We start from the raw sequence: 20,147 nt of genomic DNA, 5'->3' as shown, positions 1-20,147 counted from the left end.
GTCTAGTCATCGAAATAAGTGAGTGTGATGTGATATTATAACATTCACTAGCTTGTGCAACCCCTAAATTACTATGACAAACCTTGTAACGCTGGAAAATGTCTCGGTGGCCTTTGGCCAACGCCGCGTGTTGTCTGACATCTCGCTGGCTCTCACGCCAGGCAAAATCTTAACCCTGCTGGGCCCCAACGGCGCCGGCAAATCGACCCTTGTGCGGGTGGTTCTCGGGCTGGTAGCACCGACAGAGGGTGTTATCAAGCGTGACGCACGCCTGCGCATCGGCTATGTGCCGCAGAAACTGCATCTGGACGCCACGCTGCCGCTGACCGTTAGCCGCTTCCTGCGTTTGCGCCCGGGCACCCGTAAAGACGACATCCTGCCGGCGCTGAAGCGCGTGCAGGCGGGGCATCTGATCGATGCGCCGATGCAAAAGCTCTCCGGCGGCGAAACGCAGCGCGTACTGCTGGCCCGCGCCCTGCTCAACCGTCCGCAGCTGCTGGTGCTGGATGAACCGACCCAGGGTGTTGACGTCAACGGCCAGGTGGCGCTCTACGATCTTATCAACCAGCTGCGCCATGAACTGGACTGCGCGGTGCTAATGGTATCCCACGATCTGCATCTGGTGATGGCCAAAACCGACGAAGTTTTGTGCCTGAACCAGCATATCTGCTGCTCTGGCGCACCGGAGGTGGTCTCCATGCACCCGGAGTTTATCTCCATGTTCGGCCCGCGCGGCGCGGAACAGCTGGGGATATACCGCCACCACCATAATCACCGCCACGACCTTCAGGGGCGAATTGTACTGCGTCGGGGAAACAGCCGCTAATGATTGAACTTCTGTTACCTGGCTGGCTTGCCGGGATGATGCTGGCCTGCGCCGCTGGTCCGCTGGGCTCCTTTGTGGTCTGGCGCCGCATGTCTTATTTCGGCGACACGCTGGCGCATGCGTCTCTGCTCGGCGTCGCTTTCGGTTTATTGCTTAACGTCAATCCGTTCTATGCGGTGATCGCCGTGACCCTGCTGCTGGCCGGCGGGCTGGTGTGGCTGGAAAAACGACCGCATCTGGCGATCGATACCCTGCTGGGCATCATGGCGCACAGCGCGCTGTCCCTGGGGCTGGTGGTGGTCAGTCTGATGTCTAACGTCCGCGTCGATCTGATGGCGTACCTGTTCGGCGATCTGCTGGCGGTTACGCCGCAGGACCTGATCGCCATTGCCACTGGCGTGGTGATTGTGATTGGCATTCTACTCTGGCAGTGGCGAAATCTGCTGGCGATGACCATCAGTCCGGACCTGGCGTTTGTCGACGGCGTGAAGCTGCAGCGGGTCAAGCTGCTGTTGATGCTGGTCACCGCCCTGACTATCGGCGTGGCGATGAAGTTCGTCGGGGCGCTGATCATTACTTCCCTGCTGATTATACCTGCCGCCACCGCCCGCCGTTTTGCCCGTACGCCAGAGCAGATGGCCGCCGTGGCGGTGGGCGTGGGCATGCTGGCCGTTACCGGCGGGTTAACCTTCTCGGCTTTCTATGATACCCCGGCCGGGCCGTCGGTGGTGCTCTGCGCCGCGGTGCTGTTTATTCTCAGCATGACGAAAAAAAGCCGCCAGCTGAAAATGAAAAAGCCCGGTCACGCTGCTGACCGGGCTTCACCATAAACTGCTCAACCGCAACGCGCTACGGCATTTCCGGCGGCGTAATCCCGAAATGATTCCAGGCGCGCACCGTCGCCATTCTTCCCCGCGGCGTACGCTGCAGAAAGCCCTGCTGAATTAAGTAGGGCTCCAGTACATCTTCAATGGTTTCCCGCTCTTCGCCAATCGCGGCGGCGAGGTTATCCAGCCCCACCGGACCGCCAAAGAACTTATCTATCACCGCCAGCAGCAGCTTACGGTCCATATAGTCGAACCCTTCCGCATCGACGTTAAGCATATCCAGCGCCTGGGCGGCAATATCGGCGGAGATGGTGCCGTCGTGGCGCACTTCCGCAAAGTCACGCACCCGGCGCAGCAGACGGTTGGCAATACGCGGCGTGCCGCGTGAACGGCGGGCTACTTCCAGCGCGCCCTCGTCGCTCATCTCCAGCCCCATATGGCGGGCGCTGCGGCTGACAATATGCTGCAGATCGGGGATCTGATAGAACTCCAGACGCTGCACGATGCCAAAGCGGTCGCGCAGCGGCGAGGTCAACGAACCGGCGCGGGTGGTGGCGCCGATCAGGGTAAACGGCGGCAGATCGATCTTGATGGAACGCGCCGCCGGACCTTCGCCAATCATAATATCCAGCTGGTAGTCTTCCATTGCCGGATAGAGCACCTCTTCCACCACCGGCGAGAGGCGATGGATCTCATCGATAAACAGAACATCGTGCGGTTCGAGGTTGGTGAGCATCGCGGCGAGATCGCCCGCCTTCTCCAGCACCGGGCCGGAGGTGGTACGCAGATTCACCCCCATTTCATTGGCGACGATATTGGCCAGGGTGGTTTTCCCCAACCCTGGCGGGCCAAAAATCAGCAGGTGATCGAGGGCGTCGCCGCGCAGCTTCGCCGCCTGGATAAAGATCTCCATCTGCGAACGCACCTGCGGCTGGCCGACATACTCTGCCAGCAATTTTGGGCGGATGGCGCGGTCAGCGGCCTCTTCAAAGCCGCTGCTGTCTGCCGATACCAGCCGGTCTGCTTCAATCATCCCTTACCTCACAACGCAGCGCGCAGCGCTTCGCGAATTAGCGTTTCACTGTTGGCGTCCGGACGCGCGATCTTGCTGACCATCCGGCTGGCCTCCTGCGGTTTATAGCCCAGCGCGACAAGCGCAGCAACCGCTTCCTGCTCGGCATCGTCCGCCGTTGGGCCTGCCGGCGAGGTCAGCACCAGATCGGCCGCCGGGGTGAACAGGTCGCCGTGCAGCCCTTTGAAGCGATCTTTCATCTCAACGATCAGACGTTCAGCGGTTTTTTTGCCAATCCCCGGCAGCTTCACCAGCGAGGCGACCTCTTCCCGTTCAACGGCGTTGACGAACTGCTGCGCCGACATGCCGGAGAGGATCGCCAGCGCCAGCTTGGGCCCCACGCCGTTGGTTTTAATCAACTCTTTAAACAGGGTACGTTCCTGTTTGTTGTTAAACCCATACAGCAGCTGGGCATCTTCACGCACCACAAAGTGGGTGAAGACGATCGCCTCCTGCCCGGCCTCCGGCAGCTCATAGAAGCAGGTCATTGGCATATGCACTTCATAGCCGACGCCCGCCGTTTCCAGCAACACCAGCGGGGGTTGTTTTTCGAGAATGATGCCTCTGAGTCTGCCTATCACGTGGGGCTCCTGCGTTATGGTCTAAGTATCTGGCGGTATCATAAAAAAAGGCTGGATAGATATCCAGCCTGATTTGCGATTATCGTAAGCGCCCCCGCGCCAGATTGAGCCGGGTCTCGCTGATCTGAGCGGCATTCTGGCTGACATGGCAATGGGTGATGGCGATCGCCAGCGCATCCGCCGCATCCGCCTGCGGATTGGCGGGCAGCTTGAGCAAGGTGCGCACCATATGCTGGACCTGGCTCTTTTCGGCGCTGCCAATCCCGACCACGGTCTGCTTGACCTGACGGGCGGCGTATTCAAACACCGGCAGCGCCTGATTGGTCGCTGCGACGATCGCCACCCCGCGCGCCTGCCCGAGCTTTAACGCCGAGTCGGCATTCTTGGCCATAAAGACCTGCTCAATGGCGAAATAGTCGGGCTGGAACTGGGTGATGATCTCCGTCACCCCGGCGTAGATCAGCTTCAGCCGCGACGGCAGATCGTCCACTTTGGTGCGGATGCATCCGCTGCCCAGATAGCTCAGCTGCCGCCCAACCTGGCGGATCACGCCATAACCGGTAACGCGCGACCCCGGGTCAATGCCGAGAATAATAGCCATCACGCGCCTCCGGTTAACCGTGGATGCGGCTGCATCACAGGGTGGCTGCGACCTCGTCGGAGATCTCGCCGTTATGGTACACTTCCTGCACGTCGTCGCAGTCTTCCAGCATATCGATCAGACGCAGCAGCTTCGGCGCCGTCTCGGCATCCATATCCGCTTTGGTGGACGGAATCATTGAGACTTCGGCAGCGTCGGCTTTCAGGCCGGCGGCTTCCAGCGCGTCGCGCACGGCGCCCATCTCTTCCCAGGCGGTGTAGACGTCGATGGCGCCGTCGTCATAGGTCACCACGTCTTCTGCGCCTGCTTCCAGCGCCGCTTCCATGATAGTGTCTTCATCGCCTTTCTCGAAGGAGATAACGCCTTTCTTGCTGAACAGGTAGGAAACGGAACCATCGGTGCCGAGGTTACCCCCGGTTTTGGTGAAGGCGTGACGCACTTCCGCAACGGTACGGTTACGGTTGTCGGACAGACATTCCACCATCACCGCGGTGCCGCCAGGGCCGTAGCCTTCATAAATGATGGTTTCCATGTTCGCGTCTTCATCGCCGCCGACGCCGCGCGCGATGGCGCGGTTCAGGGTGTCGCGAGTCATGTTGTTAGACAGCGCTTTATCAACGGCCGCACGCAGACGCGGGTTGGAAGCCGGATCGCCACCGCCCAGACGCGCGGCGGTGACCAGCTCGCGAATGATTTTCGTAAAGATTTTACCGCGTTTGGCATCCTGTGCCGCTTTGCGGTGTTTGGTGTTGGCCCATTTACTATGACCTGCCATAAAAAACTCTCCAAAAAGCGCGCCCTTTCAGGCGGCGTTAATTACAAATTCTTCAATCGCCTGCCGGTTGCTCCACGACTTGGTCAGCGCAGCGGCTTCCGTCGCGCTGACCCAGCGATAGGCCAGATGTTCGGTGAAAGTAATCTCCCGCTCATGAGGCAGCGCAAGACAGAACCAGAATTCCGTATTGCGCTCTACACCCGGCGCATAGCGATGACGCAAATGAGAAAATATCTCGAACTCCACCGTGCGCTGACAGTCGATTAAGGTCAGTTGCTCGCAGGCAACGTCAATGGCGACCTCTTCCTTTACTTCACGCGCGGCGGCCTGCAGCGCGGTCTCTCCAGCTTCCAGGCTGCCGGTGACCGACTGCCAGAACGCGGGATCGTCGCGCCGCTGCAACATCAGCACCCGTTTCGTATCTTCGGCGTAAATCACCACCAGCACCGAAACGGGCAGCTTAAATGACATATTACTTGTTCTCCAGAGACGCTTTTGCCTCTTTCTCCACAACCTGAATACCCAGTTCACCGAGCGCCGCCGGATTGGCGAAGCTTGGCGCTTCGGTCATCAGGCAGGCGGCCGCGGTGGTTTTCGGGAAAGCGATAACGTCGCGGATGTTATCGGTACCGGTCAGCAGCATGGTCAGACGGTCAAGACCGAAGGCCAGACCTGCATGCGGCGGCGTACCGTACTTCAGCGCATCCAGCAGGAAGCCGAATTTCTCACGCTGTTCCTGTTCGTTAATGCCCAGAATACCAAATACGGTCTGCTGCATCTCGCCGCGGTGGATTCGCACCGAACCGCCGCCGACTTCATAACCGTTAATAACCATATCGTAGGCGTTGGCCACAGCCTCTTCCGGGGCGGCTTTCAGCTCATCCGCGTTCATATCTTTCGGCGAGGTGAACGGATGGTGCATCGCCGTCAGGCCGCCTTCGCCGTCGTCTTCGAACATCGGGAAGTCGATCACCCACAGCGGCGCCCATTTGCTCTCGTCAGTCAGACTCAGGTCTTTACCCAGCTTCAGACGCAGCGCGCCCAGCGCGTCGGCCACTACTTTCTTGTTGTCGGCGCCGAAGAAGATCATGTCTCCATCCTGCGCGCCGGTGCGGTCAAGGATCGCTTCCACGATTTCAGCGGTCAGGAATTTGGCCACCGGGCTGTTGATCCCGTCCATGCCTTTGGCACGCTCGGTCACTTTAATATAGGCCAGCCCTTTCGCGCCGTAGATCTTCACAAAGTTGCCGTATTCGTCAATCAGCTTGCGGGTCAGAGAGGCCCCGCCCGGGACGCGCAGGGCCGCCACGCGCCCTTTCGGATCGTTGGCCGGGCCGGCAAAGACCGCGAATTCCACAGACTTCAGCAGGTCGGCGACGTCCACCAGCTCCATCGGGTTACGCAGATCCGGTTTATCGGAGCCATAGCGACGTTCGGCTTCGGCGAAGGTCATGATCGGGAACTCGCCCAGGTCGACGCCTTTCACTTCCAGCCACAGCTGACGCACCATCGCCTCCATGATCTCACGCACCTGCGGCGCGGTCATAAAGGAGGTTTCCACGTCGATCTGGGTGAATTCAGGCTGACGGTCGGCACGCAGGTCTTCATCGCGGAAGCATTTGACGATCTGATAGTAGCGATCGAAGCCGGACATCATCAGCAGCTGTTTGAACAGCTGCGGCGACTGCGGCAGCGCGTAGAATTTGCCTTTGTGCACGCGGGAAGGCACGAGGTAATCGCGGGCGCCTTCCGGGGTGGCTTTAGTCAGCATCGGGGTTTCGATGTCGAGGAAGCCATGGTCGTCCATAAAGCGGCGCACAAAGCTGGTAATTTTCGCGCGGGTTTTCAGGCGCTGCGCCATCTCCGGACGACGCAGGTCGAGGTAGCGGTATTTCAGACGCGCTTCTTCGGTGTTGACGTGATTGGAGTCCAGCGGCAGCGATTCTGAGCGGTTAATGATCGTCAGATCGGAAGCCAGCACTTCGATAGCGCCGGTGGCCATGTCCGCGTTGATGTTTTTCTCTTCACGCGCGCGAACGGTGCCAGTGACCTGAATGCAGAACTCATTACGCAGTTCAGAGGCTAACTTCAACGCATCCGCACGATCCGGATCGAAAAACACCTGAACGATGCCTTCGCGGTCGCGCATATCGATAAAAATGAGGCTACCGAGATCGCGACGGCGGTTGACCCAACCACACAGAGTCACCTGCTGCCCAACGTGGGACTGTCGAAGCTGTCCGCAATATTCTGTACGCATGAGATATCCCTTAACTTAGCCGTCGGCGGATTGTCGTCTGCCCTGCAGGCGACGAGGTCGCAGCTTTAGCTGATGTCACAACTGAATGAAAAAAGGCGGCTATTATACTGGAAATTCTGTCGTTCGATAAGTCCGACGCACGATGTACGCTGCTTTGCTGCGCGCTTAACGTCCACACTCACATAAATTAACAAAATTTGTTACTCTTTTGCTGAAGCCGCAAAGGTATTGTAGCCGCCTGACAACAGATGAAGATACGGGGATACCATGTTAGAACTCAATGCAAAAAACACGGCGCTGGTGGTAATCGATCTGCAGGAAGGCATTCTGCCTTTCGCCGGCGGCCCGCATCGGGCTGACGAGGTGGTGGCGCGCGCCGCTCGCCTGGCAGACAAGTGCCGGCAACAGGGTTCGCCGGTCATCATGGTCCGCGTGGGCTGGTCGGCCGATTTCGCCGAAGCGCTGAAACAGCCTGTCGACGCTCAGGCCGGGGCGCATACGCTGCCCGAAAACTGGTGGACCTACCCGGCCACGCTGGGTAAGCAGGAGAGCGATATCGAAGTGACCAAACGCCAGTGGGGCGCGTTCTATGGCACCGACCTTGAGCTTCAGCTGCGCCGCCGCGGGATCGACACCATTATTCTCTGCGGCATCTCCACCAACATCGGCGTCGAATCCACCGCCCGCAATGCCTGGGAGCTGGGTTTTAACCTGGTCATCGCCGAAGATGCCTGCAGCGCCGCCTCCGCCGAGCAGCATCAGGGCAGTATGACGCATATTTTCCCGCGCATCGGCCGGGTGCGCAGTACCGAGGAGATCCTCACGGCGCTATGATTTATATTGGGCTTCCCCAGTGGTCGCACCCGAAATGGGTGCGCCTTGGCATCACCAGCCTTGAAGAGTACGCCCGCCACTTTAACTGCGTGGAGGGCAACACCACCCTGTATGCGCTACCAAAGCCGGAGATTGTCGCCCGCTGGTACGAACAGACCCACGATGACTTCCGCTTCTGCTTCAAATTCCCGGCCACCATCTCGCACCAGGCCGCCCTGCGCCATTGCGACGAGTTAAGCAGCGAATTTTTTGCCCGCCTGGCGCCGCTGGCCTCGCGCATCGGCCAGTACTGGCTGCAGCTGCCGGCGACGTTCGGTCCACGCGATCTCCCCGCGCTATGGCATTTTCTCGACGGACTGCCGAAAGATTTCACCTACGGCGTCGAAGTTCGTCATCCCGAGTTTTTCACCAAAGGGGAAGCGGAACAGCAGCTCAACCGCGGGCTGCACGAGCGTAACGTCAACCGCGTGATCCTCGACAGCCGCCCGGTCCATAGCGCTGCGGCCACCAGTCCGGCGATGATCGATGCCCAACAAAAGAAACCGAAGGTGCCGGTACATGCGGTGATGACCGCCCGACAGCCAATGGTGCGGTTTATCGGCGGTGACGATATGGTCCATAACCGGGAACTGTTTCGCGTCTGGCTTCAGACCCTGGCGAAGTGGCATCAGTCGGGGACCCCGTGGTTGTTCCTGCATACCCCGGACATTGCTTTCGCCCCGGCGCTGGTGGATACCCTGTGGGGTGACCTGCGCGCTGCCCTGCCGGCGGCAGGAAATGCGCCGTCGATTCCGCAGCAATCTTCTCTTTTCTGATATCCTGCTATCATATCCGGAGCCATCTGCCAGAGTTAAAGGGAGTTTTCGTATGGTCAGCGCGCTGTATGCCGTTTTAGGTGCGTTATTGTTAGTGAAGTTCTCATTTGACGTGGTGCGTCTGCGCACCCAATACCATGTAGGCTACGGTGATGGCGGCTTTAGCGAGCTGCAGGTTGCCATCCGCGTTCACGGCAATGCCGTCGAATATGTGCCGATTGGCCTCATTTTGCTGTTATTTATGGAGATGAACGGCGCTCAGACCTGGATGGTGCACGTTTGCGGGATTTTATTGATTGTCGGGCGACTGATGCACTCCTGGGGTTTTCATCACCGCGTCTACTACTGGCGCCGCTCCGGCATGAGCGCCACCTGGTGCGCGTTGTTGCTAATGGTGCTGGCCAATCTTTGGTATATGCCCTGGGAGTTGGTTTTCTCCCTCCGTTAGCGCACAATACGCCGTTTTCGTTTTTTCGGGTTTAACGTTATGTCTCACCGCGATACGCTTTTTTCCGCGCCGATTGCCAGCCTCGGCGACTGGACCTTTGATGAACGGGTTGCTGAAGTCTTCCCCGATATGATCCAGCGTTCTGTGCCCGGCTACTCCAATATCATCTCGATGATCGGCATGCTGGCCGAGCGCTTCGTTCAGCCCAACACTCAGGTTTACGATCTTGGCTGTTCGCTGGGCGCCGCCACCCTCTCCGTGCGCCGCAATATTAGCCATCCGGACTGTCGCATTATCGCCATCGATAACTCGCCCGCGATGGTGGAGCGCTGCCGTCGCCATATTGACGCTTATAAAGCGCCGACGCCGGTCGAAGTGATTGAAGGGGATATCCGCGACGTGACCATTGAAAACGCCTCGCTGGTGATCCTGAACTTTACTATTCAGTTCCTTGAGCCGGGCGATCGCCAGGCGATCCTCAATAAAGTCTATCAGGGGCTGAATCCGGGCGGCGCGCTGGTCCTCTCGGAAAAATTCAGCTTCGAAGACGCCCACGTTGGCGAACTGTTGTTCAATATGCATCATGACTTTAAGCGCGCCAACGGCTACAGCGAACTGGAGATCAGCCAGAAACGCAGCATGCTGGAAAATGTGATGCTGACGGACTCCGTCGAAACCCATAAAGCCCGCCTGCGTCAGGCTGGGTTTGAACATGCCGAACTGTGGTTCCAGTGCTTTAACTTTGGCTCGCTAGTGGCCGTGAAAGCCGGGGAGCAGGCATGATCGACTTCAGTAACTTCTATCAGCTGATCGCCAAAAGCCCGCTGTCTCACTGGCTGGAGACGCTGCCTGCCCAGGTAGCCGCCTGGCAGCGCGATGCCCTGCACGGCAAGTTTCGTGAATGGGAGCGCGCCGTAGAATTTCTGCCGGAGCTAACGCCCTGGCGTCTGGATCTTCTGCACAGCGTCACCGCCGAGAGCGAAACGCCGCTCAGCGAAGGCCATCAGCGGCGGATCGAAAATCTGCTTAAAAACCTGATGCCGTGGCGCAAAGGCCCTTATTCGCTGTACGGCATCAATATCGATACCGAATGGCGATCCGACTGGAAATGGGAGCGCGTTCTGCCGCACCTGTCCGATCTCACTGGCCGGACTATCCTCGACGTGGGCTGCGGCAGCGGCTATCACATGTGGCGGATGATCGGCGCCGGCGCACATCTGGCGGTCGGTATCGATCCCACCCAGCTGTTCCTGTGCCAGTTTGAAGCGGTGCGTAAGCTGCTCGGTAACGACCAGCGGGCGCATTTGCTGCCGCTGGGCATCGAGCAGCTGCCGGCGCTGGAGGCCTTCGACACCGTGTTCTCGATGGGCGTGCTCTACCACCGCCGCTCGCCGCTGGACCATCTGTGGCAGCTGAAAGATCAGCTGGCGCCAGGGGGCGAGCTGGTGCTGGAGACGCTGGTGGTTGAAGGAGATGAAAATACGGTGCTGGTTCCGGGCGACCGCTATGCGCAAATGCGCAACGTCTATTTTATCCCCTCGGCGGCGGCCCTGAAAATGTGGCTGGAGAAGTGCGGGTTTATTGACGTGCGCATCGTCGACGCCTGCGTCACCTCGACAGAGGAGCAGCGACGCACCGAATGGATGACGACCGAATCGCTGGCCGATTTCCTCGACCCACAGGATCAGCGCAAAACGGTGGAAGGCTATCCGGCGCCATTACGGGCTGTGATCATTGCCACCAAACCGGAAACCCAGCAGTCGCTGGCGAAAAAAGCGAGATAAAAAAAGGCCCCTGTTTAATGGGCAGGGGCCTGGTACGGGCAATCATCATATTGGGCGACATGATGTGCAGCAAAAAACCGTTTAACTTCTCCAGGCGGAGATAATCCTTTTCATCTCCGCCACCGCTGCGCCATTCACGGCGTAGCGTCTGTATTCATCGGCATCGGGATCGGCTGACATCGAAACGCCCGGATGACGAAAGCGCATTTCCGACGGCAACCAGTGGCCAGCAGAGCTATGGACCTCTTTCACCCCCGCCTGCAGAAACAGCGGCAGGTTCGCGGCGCGGACTCCCGCACCGGCCATAATGATTGGAGTATCCCCTGCGGCAATAAGTTCCGTAATTAATGAAATACCTTTCTCCGCCGAGGATTGCTGACCGGAAGTCAGGATACGTTTGACCCCCAGCGTCCCCAGCGTTTTCCAGGCCTGACGCGGGTCAGCGCACAGATCGAACGCGCGATGAAAGGTCACCGCCAGCGGCCCGGCCGCGGCCATTATTTTTTTCATCCGCGGGATATCGACCTGGCCATCAGCATCCAGCACGCCGGTCACCAGCCCGGGAAAGCCCAGATCCCGCACCATGCGAATATCGTTAAGCATCGCGGCGAACTCTTCCTCGGTGTAGCAGAAATCGCCGCCGCGCGGGCGAACGATCGGATGCACCGGGAGGGTAATCGCCTCGCGGGCCGAGACCAGCACCCCATAAGAGGGGGTTAATCCCCCTTCCTGCGGCGCGGCGCAGAGCTCAATACGATCGGCGCCGCAGCGCTCAGCCTCCCGGGCGCACGCCATGCTGTAGCAACACACTTCCAGTACCGCCATTCCTCTCTCCCTGATCCAGACAACCTTTGCAGCATGTCACGATTTCACGCGGCAGACGCCGCGCGGCTTCACACTGTTACGTATCGGCTTGCTCGCTGGCGACGATTTGTTCAATAGACCACGGATGAAATTTGACCGTCACGCTGCCGTCGGTCACCGCCAGGGTGGGGTTCGGCAGGCGCTCATGCTCCCCTTTCGGCGAGCTGGTTTTGACCACGATCCCCGGCTGGCTGAGTCCGTCATCGGCCAGCAGCGCCAGAGCGCGGGCATTTAAGGTTGCCGGATCGCCGGGCAGGACGATTTCGATATGCTCCCAGCCTTCATGGGGATAACGCTTTTCACCCGGCCACGGCAGCTCAACGATATGGAAGCGCCAGTGCGCCACGCAGACCGGCTCCGCCAGTTTGAACAGGCAAATGGGCCGGCCGTTGATCATATTCTCCGACAGCAGGGTGCCGCACTGCTCCAGACCGCGGCGCCAGCGTTCCGCAGTGGTATTCTGATGACAGCGCAGGGAGATATGGTCGGCGTCGAGCCCGGCGATCTCCAGTCCCAGTCGCGCAGTGAAGCGCTGAAGCGCATCGGAAAATCGCGGGAGATCCGCCGTAATATCGGCCAGTTGTTCATTTTGCTGCCAGTTTGCCATGGGTTTGCTCGTCAATAATGCTCGTCAGTAATGAAAAGGTAATTTACCGTGTTTCGGCCTGCGGACCAACCGCCGCCCCGCTGATGGGCAACTGACCGGCGATGGATTGCGCACGCCGGCGCGCCGCGCGCAATGCTGACGGACGGGGACAAATGCAGTATACTCCCGCCCTAATTTGTCCACATTATGGCGCCGCCTCCCTCGGGGGCAGGCGCATTACACGTAAGGTATTCCGGTGAATATTCAGGCTCTTCTCTCAGAAAAAGTCAGCCAGGCCCTGATCGCGGCAGGCGCGCCTGCCGATTGCGAACCCCAGGTCCGCCAGTCAGCAAAAGTTCAGTTCGGCGACTATCAGGCCAACGGCGTGATGGCTGTCGCCAAAAAGCTGGGTATGGCGCCGCGACAACTTGCAGAGCAGGTACTGTCTCATCTTGACCTCAACGGCATTGCCAACAAGGTTGAAATCGCCGGGCCGGGCTTTATCAATATTTTCCTCGACCCCGCGTTTCTGGCGGACAACGTCAACCGCGCGCTGCAGTCTGAGCGCCTCGGCGTCACGAAACCGCAGGCGCAGACTATCGTCGTCGACTACTCGGCACCCAACGTAGCGAAAGAGATGCACGTCGGCCATCTGCGTTCGACCATCATTGGCGATGCTTCAGTCCGTACCCTGGAGTTCCTGGGTCATAAGGTGATCCGCGCCAACCACGTCGGCGACTGGGGCACCCAGTTCGGGATGCTGATCGCGTATCTGGAAAAACAGCAGCAGGAAAACGCCGGCGAAATGGCCCTGGCCGACCTCGAAGGTTTCTATCGCGAAGCGAAAAAGCACTATGACGAAGACGAAGCCTTCGCCGAGCGCGCGCGCAGCTACGTGGTTAAGCTGCAGGGCGGTGATGAGTACTTCCTGCAGATGTGGCGTAAGCTGGTCGACATCACCATGTCGCAGAACCAGATCACCTACGATCGCCTGAACGTCACCCTGACCCGCGATGACGTGATGGGTGAGAGCCTGTACAACCCGATGCTGCCGGGGATCGTCGCCGATCTGAAAGCCAAAGGGCTGGCGGTTGAGAGCGAAGGCGCCACCGTGGTCTTCCTTGATGAGTACAAAAACAAGGAAGGCGAACCGATGGGCGTCATCATCCAGAAAAAGGATGGCGGCTACCTCTATACCACCACCGATATCGCCTGTGCGAAGTATCGCTATGAAACGCTGCACGCCGACCGCGTGCTCTACTACATCGACTCTCGTCAGCACCAGCACCTGATGCAGGCGTGGACCATCGTGCGCAAGGCAGGCTACGTGCCGGACTCCGTGCCGTTGGAGCACCATATGTTCGGTATGATGCTGGGGAAAGACGGCAAGCCGTTTAAAACCCGAGCCGGCGGTACCGTGAAGCTGGCGGATCTGCTGGACGAAGCGCTGGAGCGCGCCCGTCGCCTGGTGGCCGAGAAGAACCCGGATATGTCGGCTGACGAGCTGGAAAATCTGGCGAAAGTGGTGGGTATCGGCGCGGTTAAATATGCCGACCTGTCGAAAAACCGCACCACCGACTACGTCTTCGACTGGGATAATATGCTGGCGTTCGAAGGCAACACCGCGCCGTATATGCAGTATGCCTATACCCGCGTGCTCTCCGTGTTCCGCAAAGCCGGCATCGACGAAAACGCGATGATCGACGCGCCGGTGGTCATCGCCGAAGATCGCGAAGCTCAGCTGGCCGCGCGTCTGCTGCAGTTTGAAGAGACCCTCTCCGTGGTCGCTCGCGAAGGGACGCCGCACGTGATGTGCGCCTACCTCTACGATCTGGCGGGCCTGTTCTCCGGCTTCTACGAGCACTGCCCGATCCTCAGCGCGGAAAGCGAAGAGACCCGCAACAGCCGTCTGAAGCTGGCGCTGCTCACGGCGAAAACCCTCAAGCTGGGTCTCGATACCCTCGGTATCGAAACCGTCGAGCGTATGTAACAAGCAACCCGGCGAAAGCCGGGTTAGTTTTATTCGGCGCCTCGCCAGCGGGGCGCCCTGCTCAGAAGTACTTGCGTAGATACTCCGTCAGACAAAGGATCGCCATCGCCTGACCGTAGGGCATCGAGGTAAGCGGGATCTGGCGATAAAAGTCGAGGTCTGACCCCATCCCGGTGCCAAATGAGGTCTGCAGCAGCTCCCCCTGCGGCGAAATATTCTGCACAATTCCGCGAATCGCTTTTTCAGCCACCCCGGCGTAGTGCTGCCCGACGTAACGCTTGCGCACCGCTTTGAGAATCCCGTAGGCAAAGCCGGCGGTCGCCGAGGCCTCAAGATAAGAGTGCGGGTCGTCCAGCAAGGTATGCCACAGGCCGCTGTCGTCCTGGCATTTTGCCAAGGCGGCAATCTGTGCGTCGAGGACTGTAATCAGATAGTGCCGTACCGCGTTCCCCTCGGGGAGATCCACCAGTTCCAGAAAATCCGGGATCACCATGGTGAGCCAGCTGTTGCCCCGCGCCCAACGCGCCCGGGCAAAGTTATGCCGCCCCTCATAGTTCCAGCCGTGAAACCACAGCCCGGTCTCCCGGTCCATCAGGTTCTGCACATGGAGCAGGAACTGGTAGGTTGCCTCCTCCACATACTGCGGGCGGTTAAGCAGCTTGCCAATTTTGGCTAACGGCAACACGGTCATCATCAGCGTGTCATCCCACATTTGCTGATGGTTCTCCTCCGCCAGAGTCATGTGCTGCATACCGCCCTGCTCGGTGCGCGGCATCTCGTGCATCGCCCACTCCGCCCAGCTCTCCAGCCACGGCAGATACGCCATACGGCCGGTCTCTTCAAAGCGGTAAGCCAGGGTCAGAAACGGGGCCATAGTATTGACGTTTTTGGTCGTTGCCCCCTCGGCGAAGCGGTCGGCAAACCAGCGATCGATGATATCACGCATCTCGATATCGCCGGTTTGCTGGTAATACTGATAGATGCCGTACAGCCCAACGCCGTGGGTCCACTCCCAGCCGGCCCAGCCTTTGGTATCGATCACGCGCCCGTCATCCAGGCGTAGTAAAAATTGCCCGCTCTCATCCTTAATATTCACCAGGTTTTGCGTCACGTTGCGGATCAGCGCCTGCAGTTCGCTGCGGGCGATAAAACGCTCAGGCTGACGCAGTAATGGGCTATGTTTGACCGGCCAAACTTTCATGTTGTTAACCTCGGGTATATGTCGAATTCAAAGCGCCGCCCTTAATGAGCGCCGGGGCAGCAGGTTTATGACGATTCAGATAGCCAATATTGTTATTGCCCCACAGACAGTCGTAAGGCATCCCCGCCAGCAGCTCGACCACCGCACGGTGTTCCGCACTGGTCTGTTCCGACTGCGCGTAGCCGAGCTCGCGCATTCTGAGGGTCTCGCTGCGCAGGACGCTGTGGGTGTGCAGGTTGAGCTTGAAGCGCAGCGAGACGAGGAAGCCGCAGGCTAACACCACCAGAGTGCCGACGCTGAGGATCAGCAGAATGGTATGGCTGACCCCTTCAGGCTGTATTTTTTGCCCGGAAACAAACCCCGACAACTGCATAATGATCCCCACCAGCATCACCGCCCCCGCCTGCGAGGCTTTGCGGGTCAGGGTCATGATGCCGGCAAAAATCCCCTCCCGGCGCTGGCCGGTGATCGCTTCGTCGACGTCGGCAATATAGGTGTAGGTATTCCACGGTACGTAATTTATCCCGCCGCGTCCCAGTCCGGCGACAGCAGAGATGAGCAGCAATAAGGAATAGACGTCGCTCAGTCCGGCGTAATAGAGCAGCGCGTAGGAGAGTGAGCTCAGGCCAAACAGGACCACCACCATGCGGTACGACGGCGCGGGGCCAAAACGAATGCACAGCGGGATCATGGCGATTACTGCAATAAACTGGAAGATGGCCATCGTCCCCAGCAGGTTCGAGGCGACGGCGGCTTCCTGCATCAGAACAAAGACCACGTAATAGGTAAACACGGCATTGAAGACGTCCTGGGCGATATAGCCCCCCAGATACATGCCGAGGTGCTGGCGGAAAATTTTTATCCGCAGCGTAGAACTCAGCTCAATCACCAGGCGATTGAGGCTCTGAGCAAGGGTTAAGTTTTGTTTTTCCGCTTCCGCCCGCAGGGCCGCTTCCGACCACGCCTCCCGCGGTCGTTCCCAGGTGAAACACCAGACCAGAGTCAGCATCACCGCGCACAGCACCGAGAACACCAGACTGGCATAGAAGAACGAGCTGGCATTATCTTTGCCGAGCCAGGAGAGAAGGATCCCCGGCAGGAAGGAGGCTAAAATCGCCGACATCTGCGCCATCGAAATGCGCGCGCCGGAGAATTTGGTTTTCTGTTTAAAGTCATCGGTCATCTCCGGCACCAGCGTCTCATAGGGCACCAGAATCATGGTATAGACCATATCAAACAGCAGATAGGTCGCCAGGTAGTACCAGAAGCCCATCTCGCCGACCCACATCGCTGAATAGCTGAATACGCAGGGGATGCCGAGCAGAATAAAGAATTTTCTGCGGCCGAAGCGCTTACCAAGCCAGGTGGTGCCAAAGTTATCGGTGAGAAAGCCCATCAGCGGGCTTACCACCGCGTCCAGCACGCGGGCGGCAGCAAAAATAAGCGTGGCCTCAATCGGGGTCAGTCCGCAAAAGGTCGTGTAAAAGTAGAGCAGCCATGCGGCGGTTAGCGCCGTCGTGCCGGCGCCGAGAAAATCGCCCGCGCCGTAGGCCAGATAGTTAGCCAGTCCAATTTTTCGTGTTTTCATCGCCGTGATCCTGTGTCTTTTTTTAAAAGAACGCCGACAATCGTTCCGGATTTGCCACCGGAAGGGAGTGGGTACCTGGCTACACTAAAAGCTGTGAAAGGAGGTTACCTTTGTACTTTTGCCACGGAACAGTCGCCGGTGGCAAAATGACAAAGAGATGACGTCGCCACTTCACTCATTTATAAAACAGCATTTCTTTTTAATAAAAAGACAGGTTCATTTATGTGATCTGGCTGGAAGGTCGCCGACTGACGAACAGGCTCGCAAATCCCGGGATCGGCCCTTGCGCAGTCGGGGAAACAGGAGTAAAGAATGGAAGAAAGGGTTATTCCGCGTATCTCAAGGAGGCCAGATGCCTTATACCCATCTGCTGGTTGCCGTCGCGCCAACGCCGGAGAGTCAGGTATTAATTAAAAAAGCGGTGTCGATTGCCCGCCCCGTTAACGCGAAGGTGAGCTTAATCACTCTCGCTACGGATCCGGAGCTGTATAACCAGTTCGCCGCACCGATGATGGAAAATCTGCGCGAAGTGATGCAGGAAGAGACGCGGGAGTTTCTCAATGAGCTGGCTCGCCACGCGGACTACCCAATAGAAAGAATGACCATCGCCTGCGGCGAGCTAGGCCATCATATTAAGGACTTCTGCCGCTCGCACCGTGTTGATCTGGTGATCTGCGGCAATCACAACCATTCCCTCTTCTCACGCGCCACCTGCTCGGCGAAAAGTATCGTCGGCAGCTGCGGCGTTGATGTGCTGTTGGTTTCCCTTGAAAAGGGCTAACGCCGGTTAGCCCTTTTCCTGAACTAGGCCAGTTTAGGGAAGGTGGCTATCTTCCCCCGCAGACGGCTCTCCTCGCTGCGCGGTGAAATATGCTGCAGATCCTCGACAAAGCGCGCCTGCCAGTTATGAATATCATTTTCTCTGATCACGTCCAGCATCGCTGAATGACGGGCGATACGTTCCGCCAGCGGCATGCTGAGCGCGCGATCCAGCGCGGCGGCAACCTCGTCGCGATCGTAAGGATTGACGATCAGGGCGCTGGTCAGCTCCTGCGCCGCCCCGGCAAACTGCGACAGGACCAGTACGCCAGGGTTATCCGGATCCTGCGCCGCGACGTACTCCTTCGCCACCAGATTCATACCATCGCGTAGCGGCGTCACCAGCCCGACGTCAGAGTAGCGGAAGACCTTCATCAGCAGCTTACGATCAAAATGCTGGTTCAGATAGTAGAGCGGTGTCCAGCCAAGCTGACCAAACTGTCCGTTGATGCGTCCGGCTGCGGTTTCCAGCTGGTGGCGGATATCCTGATAGGCCTGCACATCGCCGCGGGAGGTCGGCGCGATCTGGGTATAACGGATTTTGCCGTGGTGCTGAGGGTACTTCTCGAGCAGCGTCTCGTAGGCGAGGAATCGCTCCGGCAACCCTTTCGAATAGTCAAGACGCTCCACGGAGAAGATATTCTTCACATTTTTCAGCTCGTTCTTCAGCTGGGCCAGCTTCGGCGGCAGCGGACCTTTAGCGTTGCGCGTAATTTCGTCCGGATCGATCCCTATCGGATAAACCTCGGTACTGAACGCCTTACCCCATGCCTGATAGCGTTTATCGCCGAGGTCGGATAGGCGAGTCTGCATAGCAATGCTGTCGAGAAAAGCGGTTCTGTCGCTTTCGGTCTGGAAGCCCAGCAGATCGTAATCGCACAGTTGCTCCAGCAGCTCAGCGTGCGGCGGCAGAGCGTTAAAAATCTCCGGCGTCGGGAACGGAATATGTAAGAAAAACCCGATGCGATTGTTCACTCCGCGCTTGCGCAGCTCGCTGGCGAAGGGCAGAAGATGGTAATCATGGATCCACAGCGTATCGTCTGGCTCAATCAGCGGCAGCAGCTTGTCCGCCAGCATGGCGTTAACCCGCAGATATCCCTCCCAGGCTTCGCGCTGAAAGCTGACCAGATCAAGGCGATAGTGGAAAGCCGGCCACAGCACGGCGTTAGAGAACTGGTTGTAGTATTCATCATGGTCCCGTTCATTAAGGTTGAACGACGCCCAGGAAATATTCCCGCGGGAGACCTGCTTGAGCGGCTGCTGGTCATCGCCAATCTCGCCGCTCCAGCCAAACCACAGACCCCCCGCCGCTCTCAGTGCCCCCAGGATGCCGACGGCCAGACCGCCAGCGCTCGATTTTTTATCGTCCGGTAAGGCGATACGGTTAGAGACTACGACTAAACGACTCATGGTCATCCCTCCTTTCGGTTTGCGCGTCATACGCCAGATGTTGCAACCACGTCCTTACAGCGGCGGCATCCGCCAACCGCCAGTGCGCCTGAGTTTCCCCGGCGCCAACTTTTACCGACATTCCCTGCAGTTGATTAACGACGCTGAATCCCGCCTCGTCGGTCAAATCATCGCCGACAAAAACCGGTTCGCGGCCGGCGAATGGTGCCTCCTGCATGAACGCGGTAATCGCCTCCCCTTTGTTGACGCCGCGGGGTTTAATCTCCACCACGCACTTGCCAAGCTGTAACGCCAGCAGCGGATAGCGCTGAACAATCCGCTGCGCCAGCTCCAGCACGGCGCTCTGCTGCTGCGGGGCCTGGCGATAGTGGAGCGCGAAAGCCATCTCTTTACTCTCCAGCTCACATCCCGGGAGCGCTTCCAGCGCCGACGTCAGCTCAGCCGCGATCTCATCGCGCAGCGCTGTCGGCAGAGAGACGATGTAGGTTTTACCATTGATATCACGGCGCTCGGCCCCGTGAACGCCGGCCAGCGGTAGCCGCCAGGGATGGGTTAGCGCGTCAAGTTCAGCCATTGAGCGCCCTGAAATCAATGCCACCGCGCCCTCCTGCTGCTGGGCCAGCGCATTGAGCGCCTGCAGCGTGCTGTCGGGTATCACCACCTGATCGGGGTGCGGCTGGATATCGGCAAGAGTACCGTCGAGGTCAAGAAAAAAGCGTAGTTTCCGGTTAGCGCAGGCGGTACAGATATCTGGTTATCCACCCTGTTTCCTCCTTATCATGGCCAGCCGAAGCTGGTTGTTAATTATATGTGAGCCATGTAAGTATAGACAGTGTGACCAACCTCGCCATTTTTGATAGTTACCG

General features: G+C 58.6%; 20 protein-coding genes and 1 pseudogene. 9 read left to right on the top strand and 12 right to left on the bottom strand.

Annotation, left to right across the window (positions count from 1 at the left end):
- The first annotated feature begins 73 nt into the window (after positions 1-73).
- Both znuC and znuB read left to right on the top strand, forming a co-directional pair.
- On the top strand, positions 74-826 hold the full coding sequence (gene znuC / locus HMPREF1024_RS23585) for a zinc ABC transporter ATP-binding protein ZnuC (protein ID WP_002911449.1): 753 nt from the start codon (positions 74-76) through the stop codon (positions 824-826).
- Positions 826-1,656 (top strand): zinc ABC transporter permease subunit ZnuB, encoded by an 831-nt coding sequence (znuB, locus tag HMPREF1024_RS23590; protein WP_009307533.1) that lies wholly within the window; start codon positions 826-828, stop codon positions 1,654-1,656. Before znuC ends, znuB begins: the two co-directional genes overlap by 1 nt.
- 19 nt (positions 1,657-1,675) lie before the next feature.
- Here znuB and ruvB read toward each other — a convergent pair whose 3' ends face one another.
- The 6 genes from ruvB to aspS all read right to left on the bottom strand — a co-directional run bounded on the left by ruvB (position 1,676) and on the right by aspS (position 6,942).
- Positions 1,676-2,686, bottom strand: coding sequence for a Holliday junction branch migration DNA helicase RuvB (gene ruvB, locus HMPREF1024_RS23595; RefSeq protein WP_004148860.1), 1,011 nt, complete (start codon positions 2,684-2,686; stop codon positions 1,676-1,678).
- A gap of 8 nt (positions 2,687-2,694) precedes the next feature.
- Positions 2,695-3,306, bottom strand: coding sequence for a Holliday junction branch migration protein RuvA (ruvA, locus tag HMPREF1024_RS23600; protein ID WP_002911454.1), 612 nt, complete (start codon positions 3,304-3,306; stop codon positions 2,695-2,697).
- A gap of 79 nt (positions 3,307-3,385) precedes the next feature.
- Positions 3,386-3,907 carry a crossover junction endodeoxyribonuclease RuvC gene (gene ruvC, locus HMPREF1024_RS23605; RefSeq protein ID WP_002911456.1) on the bottom strand — a complete coding sequence of 174 codons (522 nt, stop codon included), beginning with the start codon at positions 3,905-3,907 and terminating at the stop codon, positions 3,386-3,388.
- 34 nt (positions 3,908-3,941) lie between these two features.
- The gene (locus HMPREF1024_RS23610; protein ID WP_002911459.1) at positions 3,942-4,682 is read right to left on the bottom strand and encodes a YebC/PmpR family DNA-binding transcriptional regulator; all 741 of its coding nucleotides are present in this window, start codon (positions 4,680-4,682) and stop codon (positions 3,942-3,944) included.
- A gap of 27 nt (positions 4,683-4,709) precedes the next feature.
- The gene (gene nudB / locus HMPREF1024_RS23615) at positions 4,710-5,153 is read right to left on the bottom strand and encodes a dihydroneopterin triphosphate diphosphatase (protein ID WP_002911477.1); all 444 of its coding nucleotides are present in this window, start codon (positions 5,151-5,153) and stop codon (positions 4,710-4,712) included.
- Position 5,154: 1 nt separating this feature from the next.
- Positions 5,155-6,942: an aspartate--tRNA ligase gene (aspS, locus tag HMPREF1024_RS23620; RefSeq protein ID WP_009307532.1), complete on the bottom strand. Its 1,788-nt coding sequence runs from the start codon at positions 6,940-6,942 to the stop codon at positions 5,155-5,157.
- Positions 6,943-7,209: 267 nt separating this feature from the next.
- Between aspS and HMPREF1024_RS23625 the strand changes: the two genes are divergently transcribed.
- Genes HMPREF1024_RS23625 through cmoB form a run of 5 tightly spaced genes read left to right on the top strand, consistent with a single transcriptional unit; the run spans position 7,210 to position 10,823 of the window.
- Positions 7,210-7,776 (top strand): hydrolase, encoded by a 567-nt coding sequence (locus tag HMPREF1024_RS23625; RefSeq protein ID WP_004145564.1) that lies wholly within the window; start codon positions 7,210-7,212, stop codon positions 7,774-7,776.
- Entirely contained in the window at positions 7,773-8,591 is an 819-nt protein-coding gene (locus HMPREF1024_RS23630; RefSeq protein ID WP_009307531.1) for a DUF72 domain-containing protein, read from the top strand. The genes HMPREF1024_RS23625 and HMPREF1024_RS23630 overlap by 4 nt, the downstream gene beginning before the upstream one ends.
- Before the next feature lie 52 nt (positions 8,592-8,643).
- On the top strand, positions 8,644-9,039 hold the full coding sequence (locus HMPREF1024_RS23635; protein WP_002911484.1) for an MAPEG family protein: 396 nt from the start codon (positions 8,644-8,646) through the stop codon (positions 9,037-9,039).
- A 39-nt stretch (positions 9,040-9,078) separates the two neighbouring features.
- Positions 9,079-9,822 (top strand): carboxy-S-adenosyl-L-methionine synthase CmoA, encoded by a 744-nt coding sequence (gene cmoA / locus HMPREF1024_RS23640; protein WP_004175417.1) that lies wholly within the window; start codon positions 9,079-9,081, stop codon positions 9,820-9,822.
- Complete coding sequence (cmoB, locus tag HMPREF1024_RS23645; protein WP_004151451.1) at positions 9,819-10,823, top strand: tRNA 5-methoxyuridine(34)/uridine 5-oxyacetic acid(34) synthase CmoB; 1,005 nt, start codon at positions 9,819-9,821, stop codon at positions 10,821-10,823. The genes cmoA and cmoB overlap by 4 nt, the downstream gene beginning before the upstream one ends.
- Before the next feature lie 81 nt (positions 10,824-10,904).
- Here cmoB and cutC read toward each other — a convergent pair whose 3' ends face one another.
- Positions 10,905-11,648, bottom strand: a complete 744-nt coding sequence (gene cutC, locus HMPREF1024_RS23650) for a copper homeostasis protein CutC (RefSeq protein WP_009307530.1) — start codon at positions 11,646-11,648, stop codon at positions 10,905-10,907.
- Positions 11,649-11,724: 76 nt separating this feature from the next.
- On the bottom strand, positions 11,725-12,294 hold the full coding sequence (locus tag HMPREF1024_RS23655) for a VOC family protein (protein WP_002911491.1): 570 nt from the start codon (positions 12,292-12,294) through the stop codon (positions 11,725-11,727).
- A 235-nt stretch (positions 12,295-12,529) separates the two neighbouring features.
- Between HMPREF1024_RS23655 and argS the strand changes: the two genes are divergently transcribed.
- The gene (argS, locus tag HMPREF1024_RS23660; RefSeq protein WP_004151452.1) at positions 12,530-14,263 is read left to right on the top strand and encodes an arginine--tRNA ligase; all 1,734 of its coding nucleotides are present in this window, start codon (positions 12,530-12,532) and stop codon (positions 14,261-14,263) included.
- 61 nt (positions 14,264-14,324) lie between these two features.
- Here argS and HMPREF1024_RS23665 read toward each other — a convergent pair whose 3' ends face one another.
- Together HMPREF1024_RS23665 and HMPREF1024_RS23670 are read right to left on the bottom strand one after the other, a co-directional pair.
- Positions 14,325-15,464: a glycoside hydrolase family 105 protein gene (locus HMPREF1024_RS23665; RefSeq protein WP_009307529.1), complete on the bottom strand. Its 1,140-nt coding sequence runs from the start codon at positions 15,462-15,464 to the stop codon at positions 14,325-14,327.
- Positions 15,465-15,468: 4 nt separating this feature from the next.
- On the bottom strand, positions 15,469-17,052 hold the full coding sequence (locus HMPREF1024_RS23670) for an MFS transporter (RefSeq protein WP_002911499.1): 1,584 nt from the start codon (positions 17,050-17,052) through the stop codon (positions 15,469-15,471).
- Positions 17,053-17,404: 352 nt separating this feature from the next.
- On the opposite strand from HMPREF1024_RS23670, the gene uspC reads away from it, so the two are divergent.
- Positions 17,405-17,833: a universal stress protein UspC gene (gene uspC / locus HMPREF1024_RS23675; RefSeq protein WP_002911500.1), complete on the top strand. Its 429-nt coding sequence runs from the start codon at positions 17,405-17,407 to the stop codon at positions 17,831-17,833.
- 23 nt (positions 17,834-17,856) lie between these two features.
- Here the strand turns inward: uspC and otsA are convergent, their stop codons facing one another.
- Positions 17,857-19,281: an alpha,alpha-trehalose-phosphate synthase gene (gene otsA / locus HMPREF1024_RS23680; protein WP_004175414.1), complete on the bottom strand. Its 1,425-nt coding sequence runs from the start codon at positions 19,279-19,281 to the stop codon at positions 17,857-17,859.
- Positions 19,256-20,043, bottom strand: a pseudogene (gene otsB / locus HMPREF1024_RS23685) (trehalose-phosphatase). Before otsB ends, otsA begins: the two are co-directional and overlap by 26 nt.
- Positions 20,044-20,147: the final 104 nt, after the last annotated feature.

The organism is Klebsiella sp. 4_1_44FAA (assembly GCF_000238715.1).
In the GTDB taxonomy this organism is placed as follows: Bacteria; Pseudomonadota; Gammaproteobacteria; order Enterobacterales; family Enterobacteriaceae; genus Klebsiella; species Klebsiella pneumoniae.
Note: the sequence above shows the minus strand (reverse complement) of the source record. Positions and strands in the feature narration are given on the sequence as shown.

Excerpts from the sequence above, each read along its gene's own strand:
- cutC (WP_009307530.1), bottom strand. The coding sequence starts at position 11,648 with ATGGCGGTACTGGAAGTGTGTTGCTACAGCATGGCGTGCGCCCGGGAG.
- HMPREF1024_RS23625 (WP_004145564.1), top strand. The coding sequence starts at position 7,210 with ATGTTAGAACTCAATGCAAAAAACACGGCGCTGGTGGTAATCGATCTG.
- nudB (WP_002911477.1), bottom strand. The coding sequence starts at position 5,153 with ATGTCATTTAAGCTGCCCGTTTCGGTGCTGGTGGTGATTTACGCCGAA.
- HMPREF1024_RS23630 (WP_009307531.1), top strand. The coding sequence starts at position 7,773 with ATGATTTATATTGGGCTTCCCCAGTGGTCGCACCCGAAATGGGTGCGC.
- cmoA (WP_004175417.1), top strand. The coding sequence starts at position 9,079 with ATGTCTCACCGCGATACGCTTTTTTCCGCGCCGATTGCCAGCCTCGGC.
- ruvB (WP_004148860.1), bottom strand. The coding sequence starts at position 2,686 with ATGATTGAAGCAGACCGGCTGGTATCGGCAGACAGCAGCGGCTTTGAA.
- aspS (WP_009307532.1), bottom strand. The coding sequence starts at position 6,942 with ATGCGTACAGAATATTGCGGACAGCTTCGACAGTCCCACGTTGGGCAG.
- HMPREF1024_RS23655 (WP_002911491.1), bottom strand. The coding sequence starts at position 12,294 with ATGGCAAACTGGCAGCAAAATGAACAACTGGCCGATATTACGGCGGAT.
- znuB (WP_009307533.1), top strand. The coding sequence starts at position 826 with ATGATTGAACTTCTGTTACCTGGCTGGCTTGCCGGGATGATGCTGGCC.
- HMPREF1024_RS23665 (WP_009307529.1), bottom strand. The coding sequence starts at position 15,464 with ATGAAAGTTTGGCCGGTCAAACATAGCCCATTACTGCGTCAGCCTGAG.
- ruvC (WP_002911456.1), bottom strand. The coding sequence starts at position 3,907 with ATGGCTATTATTCTCGGCATTGACCCGGGGTCGCGCGTTACCGGTTAT.
- uspC (WP_002911500.1), top strand. The coding sequence starts at position 17,405 with ATGCCTTATACCCATCTGCTGGTTGCCGTCGCGCCAACGCCGGAGAGT.
- cmoB (WP_004151451.1), top strand. The coding sequence starts at position 9,819 with ATGATCGACTTCAGTAACTTCTATCAGCTGATCGCCAAAAGCCCGCTG.
- HMPREF1024_RS23670 (WP_002911499.1), bottom strand. The coding sequence starts at position 17,052 with ATGAAAACACGAAAAATTGGACTGGCTAACTATCTGGCCTACGGCGCG.
- znuC (WP_002911449.1), top strand. The coding sequence starts at position 74 with ATGACAAACCTTGTAACGCTGGAAAATGTCTCGGTGGCCTTTGGCCAA.
- HMPREF1024_RS23635 (WP_002911484.1), top strand. The coding sequence starts at position 8,644 with ATGGTCAGCGCGCTGTATGCCGTTTTAGGTGCGTTATTGTTAGTGAAG.
- otsA (WP_004175414.1), bottom strand. The coding sequence starts at position 19,281 with ATGAGTCGTTTAGTCGTAGTCTCTAACCGTATCGCCTTACCGGACGAT.
- HMPREF1024_RS23610 (WP_002911459.1), bottom strand. The coding sequence starts at position 4,682 with ATGGCAGGTCATAGTAAATGGGCCAACACCAAACACCGCAAAGCGGCA.